The organism is Ideonella sp. FW305-24, assembly GCF_058788035.1.
In genome coordinates this window covers 128,217-141,544 of sequence record NZ_JBYTAI010000014.1, presented here as the reverse complement: position 1 = coordinate 141,544, position 13,328 = coordinate 128,217, and the positions used below count along the sequence as shown (strand labels likewise).

Annotated in this window: 19 protein-coding genes and 1 tRNA gene; 3 read left to right on the top strand and 17 right to left on the bottom strand. The window is 65.7% G+C overall.

Going from position 1 to position 13,328, the window contains the following annotated elements:
- The first annotated feature begins 9 nt into the window (after nucleotides 1-9).
- Nucleotides 10-327 carry a hypothetical protein gene (locus AC3WR5_RS27645; protein WP_231012654.1) on the top strand — a complete coding sequence of 106 codons (318 nt, stop codon included), beginning with the start codon at nucleotides 10-12 and terminating at the stop codon, nucleotides 325-327.
- A gap of 23 nt (nucleotides 328-350) precedes the next feature.
- On the opposite strand, the gene AC3WR5_RS27640 is transcribed toward AC3WR5_RS27645, so the two are convergent.
- The 6 genes from AC3WR5_RS27640 to petA form a co-directional block, all read right to left on the bottom strand.
- A tRNA-Thr gene (locus AC3WR5_RS27640) sits at nucleotides 351-426 on the bottom strand.
- A gap of 133 nt (nucleotides 427-559) precedes the next feature.
- Nucleotides 560-1,153, bottom strand: coding sequence for a ClpXP protease specificity-enhancing factor (locus AC3WR5_RS27635; protein ID WP_492488686.1), 594 nt, complete (start codon nucleotides 1,151-1,153; stop codon nucleotides 560-562).
- A 27-nt stretch (nucleotides 1,154-1,180) separates the two neighbouring features.
- The gene (locus tag AC3WR5_RS27630) at nucleotides 1,181-1,792 is read right to left on the bottom strand and encodes a glutathione S-transferase N-terminal domain-containing protein (RefSeq protein WP_141289726.1); all 612 of its coding nucleotides are present in this window, start codon (nucleotides 1,790-1,792) and stop codon (nucleotides 1,181-1,183) included.
- A 129-nt stretch (nucleotides 1,793-1,921) separates the two neighbouring features.
- Nucleotides 1,922-2,710 (bottom strand): cytochrome c1, encoded by a 789-nt coding sequence (locus tag AC3WR5_RS27625; RefSeq protein ID WP_141289725.1) that lies wholly within the window; start codon nucleotides 2,708-2,710, stop codon nucleotides 1,922-1,924.
- Nucleotides 2,711-2,733: 23 nt separating this feature from the next.
- Nucleotides 2,734-4,167, bottom strand: coding sequence for a cytochrome b (locus AC3WR5_RS27620; RefSeq protein ID WP_141289724.1), 1,434 nt, complete (start codon nucleotides 4,165-4,167; stop codon nucleotides 2,734-2,736).
- A gap of 34 nt (nucleotides 4,168-4,201) precedes the next feature.
- Nucleotides 4,202-4,798 (bottom strand): ubiquinol-cytochrome c reductase iron-sulfur subunit, encoded by a 597-nt coding sequence (gene petA, locus AC3WR5_RS27615; protein WP_141289723.1) that lies wholly within the window; start codon nucleotides 4,796-4,798, stop codon nucleotides 4,202-4,204.
- Nucleotides 4,799-5,067: 269 nt separating this feature from the next.
- On the opposite strand from petA, the gene mscL reads away from it, so the two are divergent.
- Complete coding sequence (mscL, locus tag AC3WR5_RS27610) at nucleotides 5,068-5,490, top strand: large conductance mechanosensitive channel protein MscL (protein WP_231012651.1); 423 nt, start codon at nucleotides 5,068-5,070, stop codon at nucleotides 5,488-5,490.
- A 27-nt stretch (nucleotides 5,491-5,517) separates the two neighbouring features.
- Here the strand turns inward: mscL and pdxA are convergent, their stop codons facing one another.
- The gene (pdxA, locus tag AC3WR5_RS27605) at nucleotides 5,518-6,543 is read right to left on the bottom strand and encodes a 4-hydroxythreonine-4-phosphate dehydrogenase PdxA (RefSeq protein WP_492488682.1); all 1,026 of its coding nucleotides are present in this window, start codon (nucleotides 6,541-6,543) and stop codon (nucleotides 5,518-5,520) included.
- Nucleotides 6,540-7,295 (bottom strand): Nif3-like dinuclear metal center hexameric protein, encoded by a 756-nt coding sequence (locus AC3WR5_RS27600; RefSeq protein ID WP_492488680.1) that lies wholly within the window; start codon nucleotides 7,293-7,295, stop codon nucleotides 6,540-6,542. The genes pdxA and AC3WR5_RS27600 overlap by 4 nt, the downstream gene beginning before the upstream one ends.
- 20 nt (nucleotides 7,296-7,315) lie before the next feature.
- On the opposite strand from AC3WR5_RS27600, the gene AC3WR5_RS27595 reads away from it, so the two are divergent.
- Nucleotides 7,316-8,542 (top strand): Do family serine endopeptidase, encoded by a 1,227-nt coding sequence (locus AC3WR5_RS27595; protein WP_492488678.1) that lies wholly within the window; start codon nucleotides 7,316-7,318, stop codon nucleotides 8,540-8,542.
- 46 nt (nucleotides 8,543-8,588) lie between these two features.
- On the opposite strand, the gene tatC is transcribed toward AC3WR5_RS27595, so the two are convergent.
- The 9 genes from tatC to AC3WR5_RS27550 form a co-directional block, all read right to left on the bottom strand.
- Nucleotides 8,589-9,383, bottom strand: a complete 795-nt coding sequence (tatC, locus tag AC3WR5_RS27590) for a twin-arginine translocase subunit TatC (RefSeq protein WP_492488676.1) — start codon at nucleotides 9,381-9,383, stop codon at nucleotides 8,589-8,591.
- Nucleotides 9,380-9,883, bottom strand: a complete 504-nt coding sequence (gene tatB, locus AC3WR5_RS27585; RefSeq protein WP_141285440.1) for a Sec-independent protein translocase protein TatB — start codon at nucleotides 9,881-9,883, stop codon at nucleotides 9,380-9,382. The genes tatC and tatB overlap by 4 nt, the downstream gene beginning before the upstream one ends.
- An 82-nt stretch (nucleotides 9,884-9,965) precedes the next feature.
- Nucleotides 9,966-10,202 (bottom strand): Sec-independent protein translocase subunit TatA, encoded by a 237-nt coding sequence (gene tatA / locus AC3WR5_RS27580; RefSeq protein WP_141285442.1) that lies wholly within the window; start codon nucleotides 10,200-10,202, stop codon nucleotides 9,966-9,968.
- 167 nt (nucleotides 10,203-10,369) lie between these two features.
- The gene (locus AC3WR5_RS27575) at nucleotides 10,370-10,717 is read right to left on the bottom strand and encodes a histidine triad nucleotide-binding protein (RefSeq protein ID WP_141285444.1); all 348 of its coding nucleotides are present in this window, start codon (nucleotides 10,715-10,717) and stop codon (nucleotides 10,370-10,372) included.
- Between the two features lies 1 nt (nucleotide 10,718).
- Nucleotides 10,719-11,084, bottom strand: a complete 366-nt coding sequence (locus AC3WR5_RS27570; RefSeq protein WP_141285446.1) for a DUF4870 family protein — start codon at nucleotides 11,082-11,084, stop codon at nucleotides 10,719-10,721.
- A complete protein-coding gene (locus AC3WR5_RS27565; protein WP_141285448.1) occupies nucleotides 11,081-11,431 on the bottom strand; it encodes a phosphoribosyl-ATP diphosphatase in 351 nt (116 codons plus the stop codon). The genes AC3WR5_RS27570 and AC3WR5_RS27565 overlap by 4 nt, the downstream gene beginning before the upstream one ends.
- A gap of 34 nt (nucleotides 11,432-11,465) precedes the next feature.
- Nucleotides 11,466-11,870 (bottom strand): phosphoribosyl-AMP cyclohydrolase, encoded by a 405-nt coding sequence (hisI, locus tag AC3WR5_RS27560; RefSeq protein WP_141285450.1) that lies wholly within the window; start codon nucleotides 11,868-11,870, stop codon nucleotides 11,466-11,468.
- A 22-nt stretch (nucleotides 11,871-11,892) separates the two neighbouring features.
- Complete coding sequence (locus AC3WR5_RS27555) at nucleotides 11,893-12,342, bottom strand: NUDIX domain-containing protein (protein WP_492488672.1); 450 nt, start codon at nucleotides 12,340-12,342, stop codon at nucleotides 11,893-11,895.
- Nucleotides 12,339-13,232, bottom strand: a complete 894-nt coding sequence (locus AC3WR5_RS27550) for an ATP-binding protein (protein ID WP_492488671.1) — start codon at nucleotides 13,230-13,232, stop codon at nucleotides 12,339-12,341. Before AC3WR5_RS27550 ends, AC3WR5_RS27555 begins: the two co-directional genes overlap by 4 nt.
- Nucleotides 13,233-13,328 lie beyond the last annotated feature (96 nt).

Below are 13,328 nucleotides of genomic sequence, written 5' to 3'. Positions count from 1 at the left end.
ACTCCTGCCATGCCGTTGCCCATGCACCAGCCCTTCACTCGCCCCATTGCCGAAGCACTGGGCGCCAATGCCACGCTGGGCCGGCTGCTGGAACGCCTGCGCGAATCGGAAGCCCGCATGGCGACCGTGCGCCTGGTGCTGCCGGCCGCGCTGGCGGCCCATGTGCGGCCCGGTGTGCTGGACGACGAGGGATGGAACCTGCTGGTACCCAACAGCGCGGTGGCCGCCAAGCTGCGGCAATGCGTGCCGCTGCTGGCGCAGGTGCTGGCCGATCAAGGCTGGCCCCGCCGCGAGATCCGGGTCAAGGTTCAATCCGAACGGGCCTGAACGACGGGCGCGCCGGGGTGACGTGGTGCCGGCTATCCGAATCGAACGGATGACCTACCGCTTACAAGGCGGTTGCTCTACCAACTGAGCTAAGCCGGCATTCAAACACTTCGGGAGCCGCGATTCTAGGCGTGCTTTTGGCGCTGGCAAGCCAGCCCCAAAGCCGATTTGAATGGCCCCGTGCAACAGGGTGTAGAGGCTGGGCGAGCGGCGGTCGCGCCGCCGCTGCCGCCTACTTGATGCGCTTGAGCGCCGGCCGGCCACCGCCTGGTGCGGCGGGTGGCGGCGTGTCGTCGCTTGCGTCGGGTGCCGTGGCAGCACCTGGCGCCGCGGGTTCAGACTCCGGAACCGGAACGGACGCCAGCGGCGCCGGCCGGGTCGGTGTGCTGCCGCTCGCCTCGGTGCCCGCCAGGCGCAGACCGCGCGGCGCGCGCTCAGCCGGGTCGTCACCCGCCTGTGCGTCGCCGCCTTCGTCCGCGGCCGGCGCGCTGACCGGCATCGGGAAGGCCATGCCCTGCCCGTTTTCACGGGCATAAATGGCCACCACGTGGTCCACCGGCACGACGATCTCGCGTGCCACGCCGCCGAAGCGCGCCTTGAACTCGATGTAATCGTTGCCGAGCTTCAGGCCACTGGTGGCCTCGAAGCCGACATTGAGCACGATCTCGTTGTTCTTGACGTACTCCATCGGCACCTGCACGCCGCGGTCGACATACACCGCCAGGTACGGCGTGAAGCCGTTGTCGGTGCACCAGTCGTGCAGGGCGCGGATCAGGTAGGGCCGGGTCGAACTGCCTTGGGCATCCGAAGGGGTGACGGGACTCATGAGACTTCTCTGCTTACCGGCGCACGATCACTTGCGCATGACCTTTTCCGAAGGCGTCAGTGCCTCGATGTAGGCCGGGCGCGAGAAGATGCGTTCGGCGTACTTCAGCAGCGGTGCAGCATTCTTCGACAGGTCGATGCCGTAGTAGTCCAGGCGCCACAGCAGCGGCGCAATGGCCACGTCGAGCATCGAGAAATCGTCGCCCAGCATGTACTTGTTCTTCAGGAAGATCGGCGCGAGCTGGGTCAGGCGGTCGCGAATCTGCGAGCGGGCTTTTTCCAGTTGCTTGTCGGTGCCCTTGATCCCGCGGCTTTCGAGGATGTTCACGTTGGCGAACAGCTCCTTCTCGAAATTGAACAGGAACAGGCGCACGCGGGCACGGGCAACCGGGTCGCCAGGCATCAGCTGCGGATGCGGGAAGCGCTCGTCGATGTACTCGTTGATGATGTGCGACTCGTACAGGATCAGGTCGCGCTCGACGAGGATGGGCACCTCGTTGTACGGGTTCATCAACGCAATGTCTTCCGGCTTCGCGAACAGGTCGACGTCACGGATCTCGAAGTCCATGCCCTTCTCGAACAGCACAAAGCGGCAGCGGTGCGAGTAGGGGCAAGTGGTTCCGGAATAAAGCACCATCATGGAGGTGGGCTCCTTCAAATAGCTGTGTCGACGGCAGGCGCCGAAAGAAGAAAACGCAGTGGGCCTGGATTGAACCCACTGCGCATGGTGTCTGGCCGCGAACGGCCAAGCCGCGTATTTTCGGCTATTTTATTTCACGTCTTTCCAGTACGCCGCATTCAGGCGCCAGGTCAGGGTCGTCAGCACCGCCAGGAAGATCAACACCCACACCCCCAAACGCACCCGCTGGTTCTGGGCCGGCTCGCCCATCCACTGCAGGTAAGCGACCAGATCGGCCACTGCGCTGTTGTATTCGGCGGTGCTGAGCTTGCCCGGTGCCAGAGGCTCGAAACCCTTGAAATGTTGCTCGGTCTTGCCGTGCTCGTGCGGGTCAGGCACTTCCTCGTAAACCGCCTTCTGCGGACCTTGCAGTTCCCAGAGCACGTGAGGCATTGCCACACTGGGGAACGCGGTGTTGTTCCAGCCGGTGGCTTTGCTCTCGTCGCGGTAGTAACTGCGGAGGTAAGTGTAAAGGTAGTCGGCGCCACTGCCCTGGGCGCCCGCCCGCGAGCGGGCGATCACGCTCAGGTCAGGGGGCGCTGCACCAAACCATTCCTTGGCCGACTTCGCGTCCAGCGCGACCTTCATCGTGTCGCCCACCTTCTCGGTGGCGAACAACAGGTTGGCCTTGATCTGCGCCTCGGACAGACCGATGTCGCGCAGGCGGTTGTAGCGCATGTAGGCCGCGCTGTGGCAGTTCAGGCAGTAGTTGACGAACAGCTTGGCGCCGTTCTGCAGCGCCGAGACATCGGTGACGCGCTCGGTCGGGAACTTGTCCCAGGGGGCGCCGCCTTCGTTGGCCTGCGCGGCCCCCACCAGGGCGCCGACCATGCACAGCGCCGCGACGGCGCCGCCAATGATTTGCTTGAGCTTGATCATGTTTGTATGGCTCCTGCTCGGGCTCAGTGCGGGTGGAAGGTCACGCGGTCGGGCACGGTCTTGAAGGTGCCCAACCGGCTCCACCACGGCATCAGCAGGAAGAAGCCGAAGTAGTACAGCGTGCCGACCTGCGCGACCAGGGTGCCGATCGCGGACGGCGGCTGGATGCCCAGGTACCCCAGCACGAAAAAGAACACCACGAACACCGCGTACAGGTACTTGTGCCAATCGGGCCGGTAGCGGATGGATTTGACCGGGCTGTGGTCCAGCCAGGGCAGGAAGAACAGGATGATCACCGCGCCACCCATCACGACCACGCCCCAGAACTTGGCGTCGAAGCCGGCGAACACCGCCAGGCCAGTGAACTTGAAGGCACCAAAGCAGGCCAAGGCAGCGAACGCCAAAGCCGCGATGCCCAACTTCACGGCCGACGAGAAGCGGCCACGCACAATGGCCGCCAGGGCCGCCAGCACGACCACGGCGTCGAAGGCCAGCAGCATGTCGTCGGTGGTCGCTCGCAGCATCGAGTAGAACGGCGTGAAGTACCAGACCGGCGCGATGTGCAGCGGCGTCTTCAGCGGATCGGCCGGGATGAAGTTGTTGTACTCGAGGAAGTAGCCACCCAGCTCCGGCGAGAAGAAGATGATGGCGCTGAAGACCATCAGGAAGACGCCGACACCCAGCATGTCGTGCACCGTGTAGTACGGGTGGAACGGGATGCCATCCAGCGGCCGGCCCAGCGCATCCTTCTTGGCCTTGATCTCGACACCGTCGGGATTGTTCGAGCCCACTTCATGCAGCGCAATGATGTGCGCCACCACCAGGCCCAGCAGCACCAGCGGCACGGCGATCACGTGGAAGCTGAAGAAGCGGTTCAGTGTCGCGTCGCCCACCACATAGTCGCCGCGGATCAGCAGCGCCAGGTCGTTGCCGACGAAGGGCACGGCAGCAAACAGGTTGACGATGACCTGCGCACCCCAGAACGACATCTGGCCCCAGGGCAGCAGGTAGCCCATGAAGGCCTCGGCCATCAGGCACAGGAAGATCGCGCAGCCGAAGATCCAGACCAGCTCACGCGGCTTGCGGTACGAGCCGTACAGCAGGCCGCGGAACATGTGCAGGTAGACGACGACGAAGAACGACGACGCGCCGGTCGAGTGCATGTAGCGGATCAGCCAGCCCCAGGGCACGTCCCGCATGATGTATTCGACCGAGGCGAAGGCCTGGGCCGAATCGGGCTTGTAGTGCATCACCAGGAAGATGCCGGTGACGATCTGGATCACCAGCACCAGCATGGCCAGCGAGCCGAAGAAATACCAGAAGTTGAAGTTCTTCGGCGCGTAGTACTCCGACAGGTGCTCCTTGTAGAGCTTGGACGCGGGGAAGCGGTTGTCCACCCAGGTCAGCAGCTTCTCACCGGTCGACGCGTCTGCCGGCGCGACTTTGAATTCAGCCATGATTGCCTTTCGTCCTCTAGTCTCGGGTGCCCGTTCAGGCCTTCTTGTCTTCGCCGATCAGCAGCTTCGCGTCGGAGAGGTACATGTGCGGCGGCACTTCCAAGTTGTCGGGCGCTGGCTTGTTCTTGAAGACACGGGCCGACATGTCGAAGGTCGAGCCGTGGCAGGGGCAGAGGAAACCGCCCTTCCAGTCGTCGGGCAGCGAAGGCTGCGGGCCGGCGGCGAACTTGTCGGAAGGCGAGCAGCCAAGGTGGGTGCAGACGCCGACCACCACCAGCACTTCCGGCTTGATCGAGCGGTACTCGTTCTTCGCGTACTCGGGAATCGGGTAGGCGGTGCGCTCGGACTGCGGATCGGCCAACTGGCCATCGAGCGACTTCAGCGAGGCCAGTTGCTCAGGCGTGCGGCGCACCACCCAGACCGGCTTGCCGCGCCACTCGACCGTCATCTTCTCGCCGGCCTTCAGCGCGCTGATGTCCACTTCCACCGGGGCGCCGGCCGCCTTGGCGCGCTCGGAGGGCGCAAAGCTGCTGACAAAGGGCACGGCCGTTGCCACACCACCGACCGCACCCGCACAACTCGTGGCGATCAGCCATGTGCGTTTGCCTTGGTCCACCGCGTTGTCACTCATGGGGATCCTTCTCTGGGACTCTGTTGGAACTCTGCAAAGACTGCCAAGCCCTTGCAATTCGGTTCTGGGCAACCCGGCATTTTAGCGGACGCCGCCGGCTTTCAATTTGCGATTTCTCAATCTTGTGGGCACCCCTTGGTTCTCAAGGTTGACAGCTGATGGCTGCTGGCAATACTGCTGCAGCGTGTACCAAGGGGTGTACCCTAAGCCGCGATACTGCAGGCCGCGGGAGAACCCGCCATTCAGTCGAACCAACAAGGAGTAGCGCCGTGGGATTTGCCACCGAGTTCAAGGAATTTGCCATCAAGGGCAATGTCGTCGATCTGGCGGTCGGCGTGATCATTGGCGGCGCTTTTGGCAAGATCGTCGATTCGGTGGTGACCGACCTGATCATGCCGCTGGTCGGCCTGGCGATTGGCGGTTTGGACTTCTCGAACTACTACATCCAGCTCTCGGGCGCACCAGCGGCCACGCTGGCCGAGGCCCGCAAGGCCGGCGCAGTGTTCGCCTATGGCAACTTCCTGACCGTGCTGCTGAATTTCATGATCCTGGCCTTCATCATTTTCCTGATGATCAAGCAGATCAATCGGCTGAAGGCTGCCAACCCCCCCGCACCCGCGCCTGCGGCACCGGCCCCCACGCCGGAAGACGTGCTGCTGCTGCGCGAGATCCGCGACTCGCTCAAGCGCTGAAGCCGCCTTGGCTCGCCGGCCCCGGCCTCAGGCCGGGTTGGCAAGCCGGCGCGCCATGCGCACCGCCGCCTCGAAGCTCGCCGGATCTGCCCGGCCCGTGCCGGCCAGGTCAAATGCGGTGCCGTGATCCGGGCTGGTGCGCACCAGCGGCAACCCCAGCGTCACATTGACGCCTTCTTCGACGCCCAGGTACTTGACCGGGATCAAGCCGTGGTCGTGCGTCATCGCCACCACGAAGTCGAATTCTCCGGGGTGGCCGGCGGCATCCCTCGCGCGCATGAACACCGTGTCCGGCGCATGCGGCCCGCTGACGTTCAGGCCTTGGGCGCGCGCCGCCTCAATCGCCGGGCGGATCAGGCGGATCTCTTCATCGCCGAACAGCCCGCCCTCGCCCGCATGCGGGTTCAGCCCGGCCACCGCAATGCGTGGCGAAGCCATGCCGAAACCTTGGCCGGCGGCATGCGTGATGCGCAGCGTCTCCAGGATCAGGCCAGGCGTTTCCAGCAACTCGACGGCCCGCCGCAGCGCGACGTGAATCGTCACCAGCACCACCCTCAACTGCTCGTTGGCCAGCATCATGCGCACCGGCGGCAAGGGTTCGCCCGGCTGGCCGCACAAGGCCTGCAGCATCTCGGTGTGGCCCGGGTAGGCCACGCCGGCCGCGCTCAGCGCTTCCTTGTGGACCGGCGCGGTGACGATGGCCGCGCCTTGCCCGGCCAAGACCAGCGCCACCGCGGCCTCGATGCAGCGCGCCGCCGCCACACCTGCTGCAGCATTCACCCGACCCCAGGCCAGCTCGGCCAGGCCGGCGGGCAGGCCTGCAGGCTCGATGACGGCCAGCGCGCCCAGCGGCACCGCAGCCAGGTCCGCAGGCGTGTCCACCTTCGCCACCGGGCAGGCGTGACCGACGGCATGCAGCGCCCGCCGCATCACGGCGACATCACCGATCACCACCACCTGGCCCAGCGTGCCGCGCCCAAACGCCTTGGCGATGATCTCCGGCCCGATGCCACAGGCATCGCCCATGGTCAGCAGCAGCGTGTCGGCCGTCATGCGGGGTTCTCGATCTCGATGAATTCATGCGCCAGCCCGAGCTGCTTCGCCACCGCGCCAGCCAGCGCAGGCGCGCCGTAGCGCTCCGTCGCATGGTGGCTGCAGGCCAGGAAGGCCACGCCGGTTTCGCGTGACACGTGGGCCTGCGGCTCGGAGATCTCGCCGGTCAGGAACAGGTCCGCGCCGGCGGCAATGGCCGCCTCGAAGTAGCCCTGCGCGCCGCCGGTGCACCAGGCCAGCCGGTGCAGCGGCCGGCCGTCCCCCGGCAGCAGCACCGGCGGGCGGCGCAGCACAGCGCCCACCTCATCGGCCAGCGCCTGGGCGCTGCCCGGCACGCCGGCGGCACGTGTGCCCAGGAAGCCCAGTGACTGCTCGGCAAAGCGGCCGTCCACCGTCCAGCCCAGCTGCAGCGCCAGCTGCGCGTTGTTGCCCAGCTCCGCGTGCGCATCCAGCGGCAGGTGGTAGGCAAACAGGTTCAGGCCGCTGGCCATCAGGCGCTCGACGCGGGCCTTCAGCCAGCCCGTCAAGCGCCCATCCTGGCCGCGCCAGAACAAGCCGTGGTGCACGATCAGCGCATCGGCGCCTGCGTCGATGGCTGCCTCGATCAAGGCCAGGCTGGCGGTGACGCCGGAGACGATCTTGCGCACCTCCGGCTTGCCCTCCACCTGCAGACCGTTCGGCCCATAATCCTTGAAACGTTCAGGCTGAAGCCACTGGTTGAGAAGGCTCTCGATCTCGGCTCTCGCGGCCATGGGCTCCATCCTTCCAAGTCATGCGCAGAATCTGGCTCATTTTCTCCCAGGCCGTCACCGTCGCGGTGGCCATGGTGTTTGTGGTGAGCACCTTCAAGCCGGGCTGGCTGCAGCAGCGCCCGCAGGCCTGGTGGCCCAGCAACACCCGCGCCGAAGGCGGCACGGTGCCGGTGCAGGTGGCAGACGTCAACGTGCCGATCCAGCCGCTCAGCGCGGCCGCGCGCAAGGCGTCGCCCGCCATCGTCAGCGTGACCGCCAGCCGCAGCGCCAAGCCTGGCGCTTCAGCGAACTCGCAGGACCCGTGGTTCCGCTTCTTCGGCCAGCGTGGCAAGCCGCAACTGATGCCGCAGGAAGAGGCCGAGCCGCAGGTCGGCCTGGGTTCAGGGGTGATCGTCTCGCCCGAAGGCTACCTGCTCACCAACAACCACGTGGTCGAAGGCGCGGACCAGATCCGCGTGCGGCTGTCGGATGGCCGCGAGGCCAAGGCCAAACTGGTGGGCACCGACCCGGAAACCGACGTCGCGGTGCTGAAGATCGACCTGGACCGGCTGCCGGTCGTGAGCCTGGGCCAGATGGACCAGCTGCAGGTGGGCGACTCGGTGCTGGCCATCGGCAACCCCTTCAACGTCGGCCAGACGGTGACCGGCGGCATCATCAGCGCGCTGGGCCGCAGCGGGCTGGGCCTGTCGACCTTCGAGAACTTCATCCAGACTGACGCCGCGATCAACCCCGGCAACTCCGGTGGCGCACTGATCGACGTCAACGGCAACCTGATCGGCATCAACACCGCCATCTACTCGCGCAGCGGCGGCAGCCTGGGCATAGGCTTTGCCATTCCCATCGACCTGGCGCGCCAGGTGATGGAAGGCCTGGTGCGGGACGGCCAGGTGACCCGCGGCTGGATCGGCGTGCAGCCGCGCGACCTGGACCCGGAATTCGCGCAGAGCTTCAAGATCCCGGTCGAAGAAGGCGTGCTGATCACCGGCGTGCTGCAGGACGGCCCGGCCAGCAAGGCCGGCATGAAGCCGGGCGACGTGGTGGTGCGCATTGCCGGTCAGCCGATCCGCAACACCTCGCAGCTGCTGAACGCCGTGGCTGCGCTCAAGCCACTGAGCGACACCGTGATCGGCGTGCAGCGCGGCAACCAGGCGCTGGACCTGACGGTGCACGTGGCGCAGCGACCCAAGGCACAGGTCCAGGCACCGCAAGCCCCCGGGCCGATGGACGAGGAAGACGACGCGCAGTGAGCGCCCAAGTCACGCGGCGGCAAGGCGCCGCGTCCGGCTCAATGCATCAGGTGGAGGACGAGGTGGACGAAGCGTCCGCGTCCGGCGCCTGGGTGTGCTTGATGAACACCTTGGCGGCGATCAGGCCCACCTCGAACAGCAGGCACATCGGGATCGCCAGCGAGAGCTGCGAGACCACGTCCGGCGGCGTCAGGATGGCCGCGATGATGAAGGCCAGCACGATGAAGTAGCCGCGGAATTCGCGCAGCTTCTCGACGCTGACCACGCCCATGCGCGTCAGCACCACCACCACCACCGGCACCTCGAAAGCGGCGCCAAAGGCGATGAACATCGTCATCACAAAGCCCAGGTAGGCCTCGATGTCAGGCGCGGCCGTGATGCTCTTGGGCGCAAAGCCCTGGATGAACTTGAAGACCTGGCCAAAGACGAAGAAGTAGCAAAAGGCCACGCCTATCAGGAACAGCAGGGTGCTGGAGATCACCAGCGGCAATACCAGCCGCTTTTCGTGGTTGTACAGGCCAGGCGCCACGAAGGCCCAGACCTGGTAGAGCACGATCGGCAGCGCCAGCAGGAAGCCGGCCATCAAGGTGATCTTCAGCGGCACCAGGAACGGCGAGATCACGTTGGTCGCGATCATCGTCGCGCCCGCCGGCAGCGAGTGCACCAGCGGCGCGGCGAGCAGGTCGTACAGGCCGCCAGGACCTGGCCAGATGGCCAGCGCGCCGAAGGCAATGCCGATGGCGATCACCGACTTGACCAGGCGGTCGCGCAGCTCGATCAGATGAGAGACAAACGGCGCTTCGGTGCCCGCCAGTTCGTCTTGAGGTTCAGGACTGCTCATGTGGAAGACGAAGATCCGCTGTGGGGTGGGCGGAAACGCGCCACACGGGCCGCACCGGATTGGGCATGCTGGCGCACGCCATTGCGTTGCTTGTACCAGCGCGGCACCGCACCGCGCTTGACCCGCCAATGCTTGCGCGGGGGCTGGTAGACGGGCGGCGGCGGGCTCCAGTCGACAGCGGAGGCCGAACCGGACGTGCTGTTCAGGCCATCCGCGGCCTCGGACCAGGTCTTTTCCAGTTCGGTGGAGGCCGAGTGGATTTCCTGGCGCACGCTGTTGCTGACGTCGTTCGCCGCGGTCTCGAACTGGCTCTTCATCTTCTGAAGCTCCTCCAGTTCGATCGAGCGGTTGACCTCGGCCTTCACGTCGGCCACGTAGCGCTGCGCCTTGCCCACTAGGTGACCCACGGTGCGGGCCACGCGTGGCAGCTTTTCAGGGCCGATCACGATCAGGGCCACAGCCCCGATCAACGCGATCTTGTCAAAACCAAAATCAATCATGCGAGACCCGGGCGGACATCACGAGGCGACGCAGCTGCGCCGCAAAGGCGCAGACAGCGACGTTGCAAGCCAAGTCAGCCGCTCAGGACTTGCGGCGGGCTTCCACGTCCACCGTGTCGGCGTCCGCGGTCTTCGGGCTGCCGGTGACTTGCTGGTTCGGCGGCACCGGCGCATCGCTGCCGCCGTCGCGCATGCCGTCCTTGAAGCCCTTGACGGCGCCACCCAGATCGGAGCCGACGTTCTTCAACTTCTTGGTGCCGAAGATCAGCACCACGACGACCAACACGATCAGCCAATGCCAGATGCTGAACGATCCCATGACGATTCTCCAGAAAACGAATGCGTTGATTCTACGGGGCCGTCCGTGACGGTCCTCGGGCAGGAGGCGCAAAACGCCCCTGCAGCAAGATGGGGTCGCGACGGCGCGGCGCAAGCCGTGTCCGCCACGTCCGGAGGGTCTTGTCCGAGAGGACTCGTCCTGTCAGCTCAAGCTTTGGCCCATGGGCGCGGGCCGCCAACAGCGTGCATGTGCAGGTGAAACACCTCCTGCCCGCCGTCAATGCCGGTGTTGATCACCTGCCGGAAGCCGTTGGTGACACCCGCCTCGGCCATCAGCTTGGGCGCCAGCACCATCAGCTTGCCCATCAAGGCCTGCTCGGCCGGCGTCACGTCGACCATGGAGACGATGTGGCGTTTCGGGATCAGCAGCAGGTGCACCGGCGCCCAGGGCTGGATGTCCTTGAAAACCAGGACCTCGTCGTCTTCGAAAACCTTCTGCGCCGGGATCTGGCCGGCGACGATCTTGCAGAAGATGCAGTTCGGATCGGCACTCATGTCAGACCGGCACCGGCATCGGCTTGCCGTCGCTCCAGTTCAGGAAGCCCTTGACGATGCGGTAGATGACCCAGATGCCATCGGCCGCCCAGACCAGGAAACCCAGACCCAGCATCCAGAACGTGGCCCAGCCCACGATGAACCACAGCAGGCTCCACCAGAAGGTACGGATCTGCCAGGTGAAGTGGCTGGCGTAGATCGTGCCCTGCGTGTCCTCGCGCTTCACGTAGTTGATGATGATCGCGACGATGCTGGTCAGCGTGCCGGTGAAGATGCCAACGGCATACAGCACGTACACGATCATCGTCAGCTGCTTCAGATTGGCCACCCGTTCTGCAGACGGCGTGGTGTCGTAAACCTCGTTCATGAACCCTCCTGTTGTTCCCTGACTTGCGCCTTGCGCGCGGCAAACTCTTCCAGGCCGGACAGGCCTTCGCGGCGTTCCAGCTCGGCCAGCACCTCGGCCGGCGACAGACCGAACTGTGCCAGCGCAATCATCGAATGAAACCAGAGATCGGCCACCTCGTAGACGATCTTCTGCCTGTCGCCATCCTTGCCCGCCATCACGGTTTCGGTGGCCTCTTCGCCGATCTTCTTCAGGATCGCATCGGTGCCCTTGTGGAACAGGCGAGCCACGTAGCTCTTGTCCGGGTCGCCCTGGCGGCGGGTCTCGATCACGGCATGCAGCCGCATCAAGGTGTCCTGGGAGGTCATCGTCGAATCTCGGTGAAAGTCTGGAAAGGAAAGCTCAGCGGTAGATAGTGCCAGGATCCTTCAACACCGGCTCCACCGCGCGCCATTCGCCATCTTCCAGCCGCTCATAAAAGCAGCTGTGGCGGCCGGTGTGGCAGGCAATGCCGGGCTCATGGCCGTGCTGGGTGATCTTCAGCAGCACGACATCCTGGTCGCAATCCAGCCGGATTTCATGCACCGTCTGGAAGTGGCCGGATTCTTCACCCTTGTGCCACAGCTTCTGCCGTGAGCGGCTGAAATAGACCGCCTGGCCCAGCTCGACCGTGCGGGCCAGCGCCTCGCGGTTCATCCAGGCAAACATCAGCACGTCGCCGCTGCCCTGCTCCTGCGCGATGACGGGCACCAGCCCGTCGCGGTCCCAGCGAACGCGGTCCAGCCAGGCGGAGGATGCTGTGCTCATGCCGGCGAGTGTAAGAGCAGCTTCAACCATGGTGGGTGGGCCCGGCATGGTGTCGCTCTTGGGCAAACCACTCGAGGACCGGAATCGTGCCCGGCAGCACCGGCTGGCTTTGGACCGGCAGCTGCTCCCAGGCCATGGTCTGTTGCTCGCGCATCTGGAACTCGCCCTGCCAGTCGAAGACTTTGCAGAAATGCAGCCGCACGCGGGCATGCGGATAGTCCATCACCAGCTCGCGCCAGGCATGGCTCTCACCGATGATGATGCCCAGCTCCTCGTGCAGCTCACGCGCCAGCGCCTGGTGCACGCTTTCGCCGGCTTCCAGCTTGCCACCCGGGAATTCCCAGTAGCCGGCATAGACCTTGCCTTCGGGCCGCGAGGTCAACAGGAAACGGCCTTCGTAGCCAGCGGCATCCCGCTCGATCAGCACGCCCACGGCCACGTCGACAGGCGTGCGTTCCGTGACCTCGCTCACGATGCGTCCTCCACTGCGCCGATTGCGCGCCGGCCGGCCAGGTCGCGGGCGAACTGGTAGGCCACGCGGCCGGAACGCGAACCACGCTCCAGCGCAAACAGCAGCGCCTGGGGCCGGGCCGCAGCAATCGCCGCCTCGTCCAGCGCAAAGTGCGACAGCCACTGGTGCACGATGGCCAGGTACTCGTCCTGGCTGAACGGATAGAAGCTGATCCACAGCCCGAAGCGCTCGGACAGCGAGATCTTCTCTTCGACCACCTCGCCGGGGTGCAGCTCGCCGTCCTCGGTGTGGCGGTAGCTGAGGTTGTCCTTCATGGTCTCGGGCAACAGGTGGCGGCGGTTGCTGGTCGCGTAGATCAGCAGGTTGTCGCCGGCCGCGGATACGGAGCCGTCGAGGATGGACTTCAGCGCCTTGTAGCCGGGCTCGCCTTCCTCGAAGCTGAGGTCGTCGCAGAAGACGATGAAGCGCTCGGGCCGGCCGGACACCAGCTCCACCAGGTCAGGCAGGTCCACCAGGTCGGCCTTGTCGACCTCGATCAGGCGCAGGCCTTGCGCCGCGTATTCGTTCAGGCAGGCCTTGATCAGCGAGCTCTTGCCGGTGCCGCGCGCGCCGGTCAGCAGCACGTTGTTGGCGGTGGCGCCGGCCACGAACTGCGCGGTGTTGCGCTGCAGCCGCGCCTTCTGGCCGTCGATCTCCTGCAGGTCCGCCAGCCGGATGCCGGCCACCAGTCGCACCGGCTCCAGCCGCGCCTGGCCTTGGCGCTTGCGGTAACGGAAGGCGGCCGAAGCGGTCCAGTCAGGCGCCGGCAGTGGCTGCGGCAGGTTGGCTTCCAGGCGGGCCAACACCCGCTCGGCACGGGCCAGCAGCGGTTCGAGATCGTCCAGGGTCATGGGCGGCAAGTGTAGGGGAGGCCCTGTCGTTCCATCCTGGCCTCCCCGGCCTGCAGCCTTCGCGATCCGCGGGCGCTGCCTTGCCGCCCGCGGTCA

Bases quoted from the DNA above. Each gene is read 5' to 3' on its own strand.
- AC3WR5_RS27645 (WP_231012654.1), top strand. From the start codon at position 10: ATGCCGTTGCCCATGCACCAGCCCTTCACTCGCCCCATTGCCGAAGCA.
- AC3WR5_RS27635 (WP_492488686.1), bottom strand. From the start codon at position 1,153: ATGAGTCCCGTCACCCCTTCGGATGCCCAAGGCAGTTCGACCCGGCCC.
- AC3WR5_RS27630 (WP_141289726.1), bottom strand. From the start codon at position 1,792: ATGATGGTGCTTTATTCCGGAACCACTTGCCCCTACTCGCACCGCTGC.
- AC3WR5_RS27625 (WP_141289725.1), bottom strand. From the start codon at position 2,710: ATGATCAAGCTCAAGCAAATCATTGGCGGCGCCGTCGCGGCGCTGTGC.
- AC3WR5_RS27620 (WP_141289724.1), bottom strand. From the start codon at position 4,167: ATGGCTGAATTCAAAGTCGCGCCGGCAGACGCGTCGACCGGTGAGAAG.
- petA (WP_141289723.1), bottom strand. From the start codon at position 4,798: ATGAGTGACAACGCGGTGGACCAAGGCAAACGCACATGGCTGATCGCC.
- pdxA (WP_492488682.1), bottom strand. From the start codon at position 6,543: ATGACGGCCGACACGCTGCTGCTGACCATGGGCGATGCCTGTGGCATC.
- AC3WR5_RS27600 (WP_492488680.1), bottom strand. From the start codon at position 7,295: ATGGCCGCGAGAGCCGAGATCGAGAGCCTTCTCAACCAGTGGCTTCAG.
- AC3WR5_RS27595 (WP_492488678.1), top strand. From the start codon at position 7,316: ATGCGCAGAATCTGGCTCATTTTCTCCCAGGCCGTCACCGTCGCGGTG.
- tatC (WP_492488676.1), bottom strand. From the start codon at position 9,383: ATGAGCAGTCCTGAACCTCAAGACGAACTGGCGGGCACCGAAGCGCCG.
- tatB (WP_141285440.1), bottom strand. From the start codon at position 9,883: ATGATTGATTTTGGTTTTGACAAGATCGCGTTGATCGGGGCTGTGGCC.
- tatA (WP_141285442.1), bottom strand. From the start codon at position 10,202: ATGGGATCGTTCAGCATCTGGCATTGGCTGATCGTGTTGGTCGTCGTG.
- AC3WR5_RS27575 (WP_141285444.1), bottom strand. From the start codon at position 10,717: ATGAGTGCCGATCCGAACTGCATCTTCTGCAAGATCGTCGCCGGCCAG.
- AC3WR5_RS27570 (WP_141285446.1), bottom strand. From the start codon at position 11,084: ATGAACGAGGTTTACGACACCACGCCGTCTGCAGAACGGGTGGCCAAT.
- AC3WR5_RS27565 (WP_141285448.1), bottom strand. From the start codon at position 11,431: ATGACCTCCCAGGACACCTTGATGCGGCTGCATGCCGTGATCGAGACC.
- hisI (WP_141285450.1), bottom strand. From the start codon at position 11,870: ATGAGCACAGCATCCTCCGCCTGGCTGGACCGCGTTCGCTGGGACCGC.
- AC3WR5_RS27550 (WP_492488671.1), bottom strand. From the start codon at position 13,232: ATGACCCTGGACGATCTCGAACCGCTGCTGGCCCGTGCCGAGCGGGTG.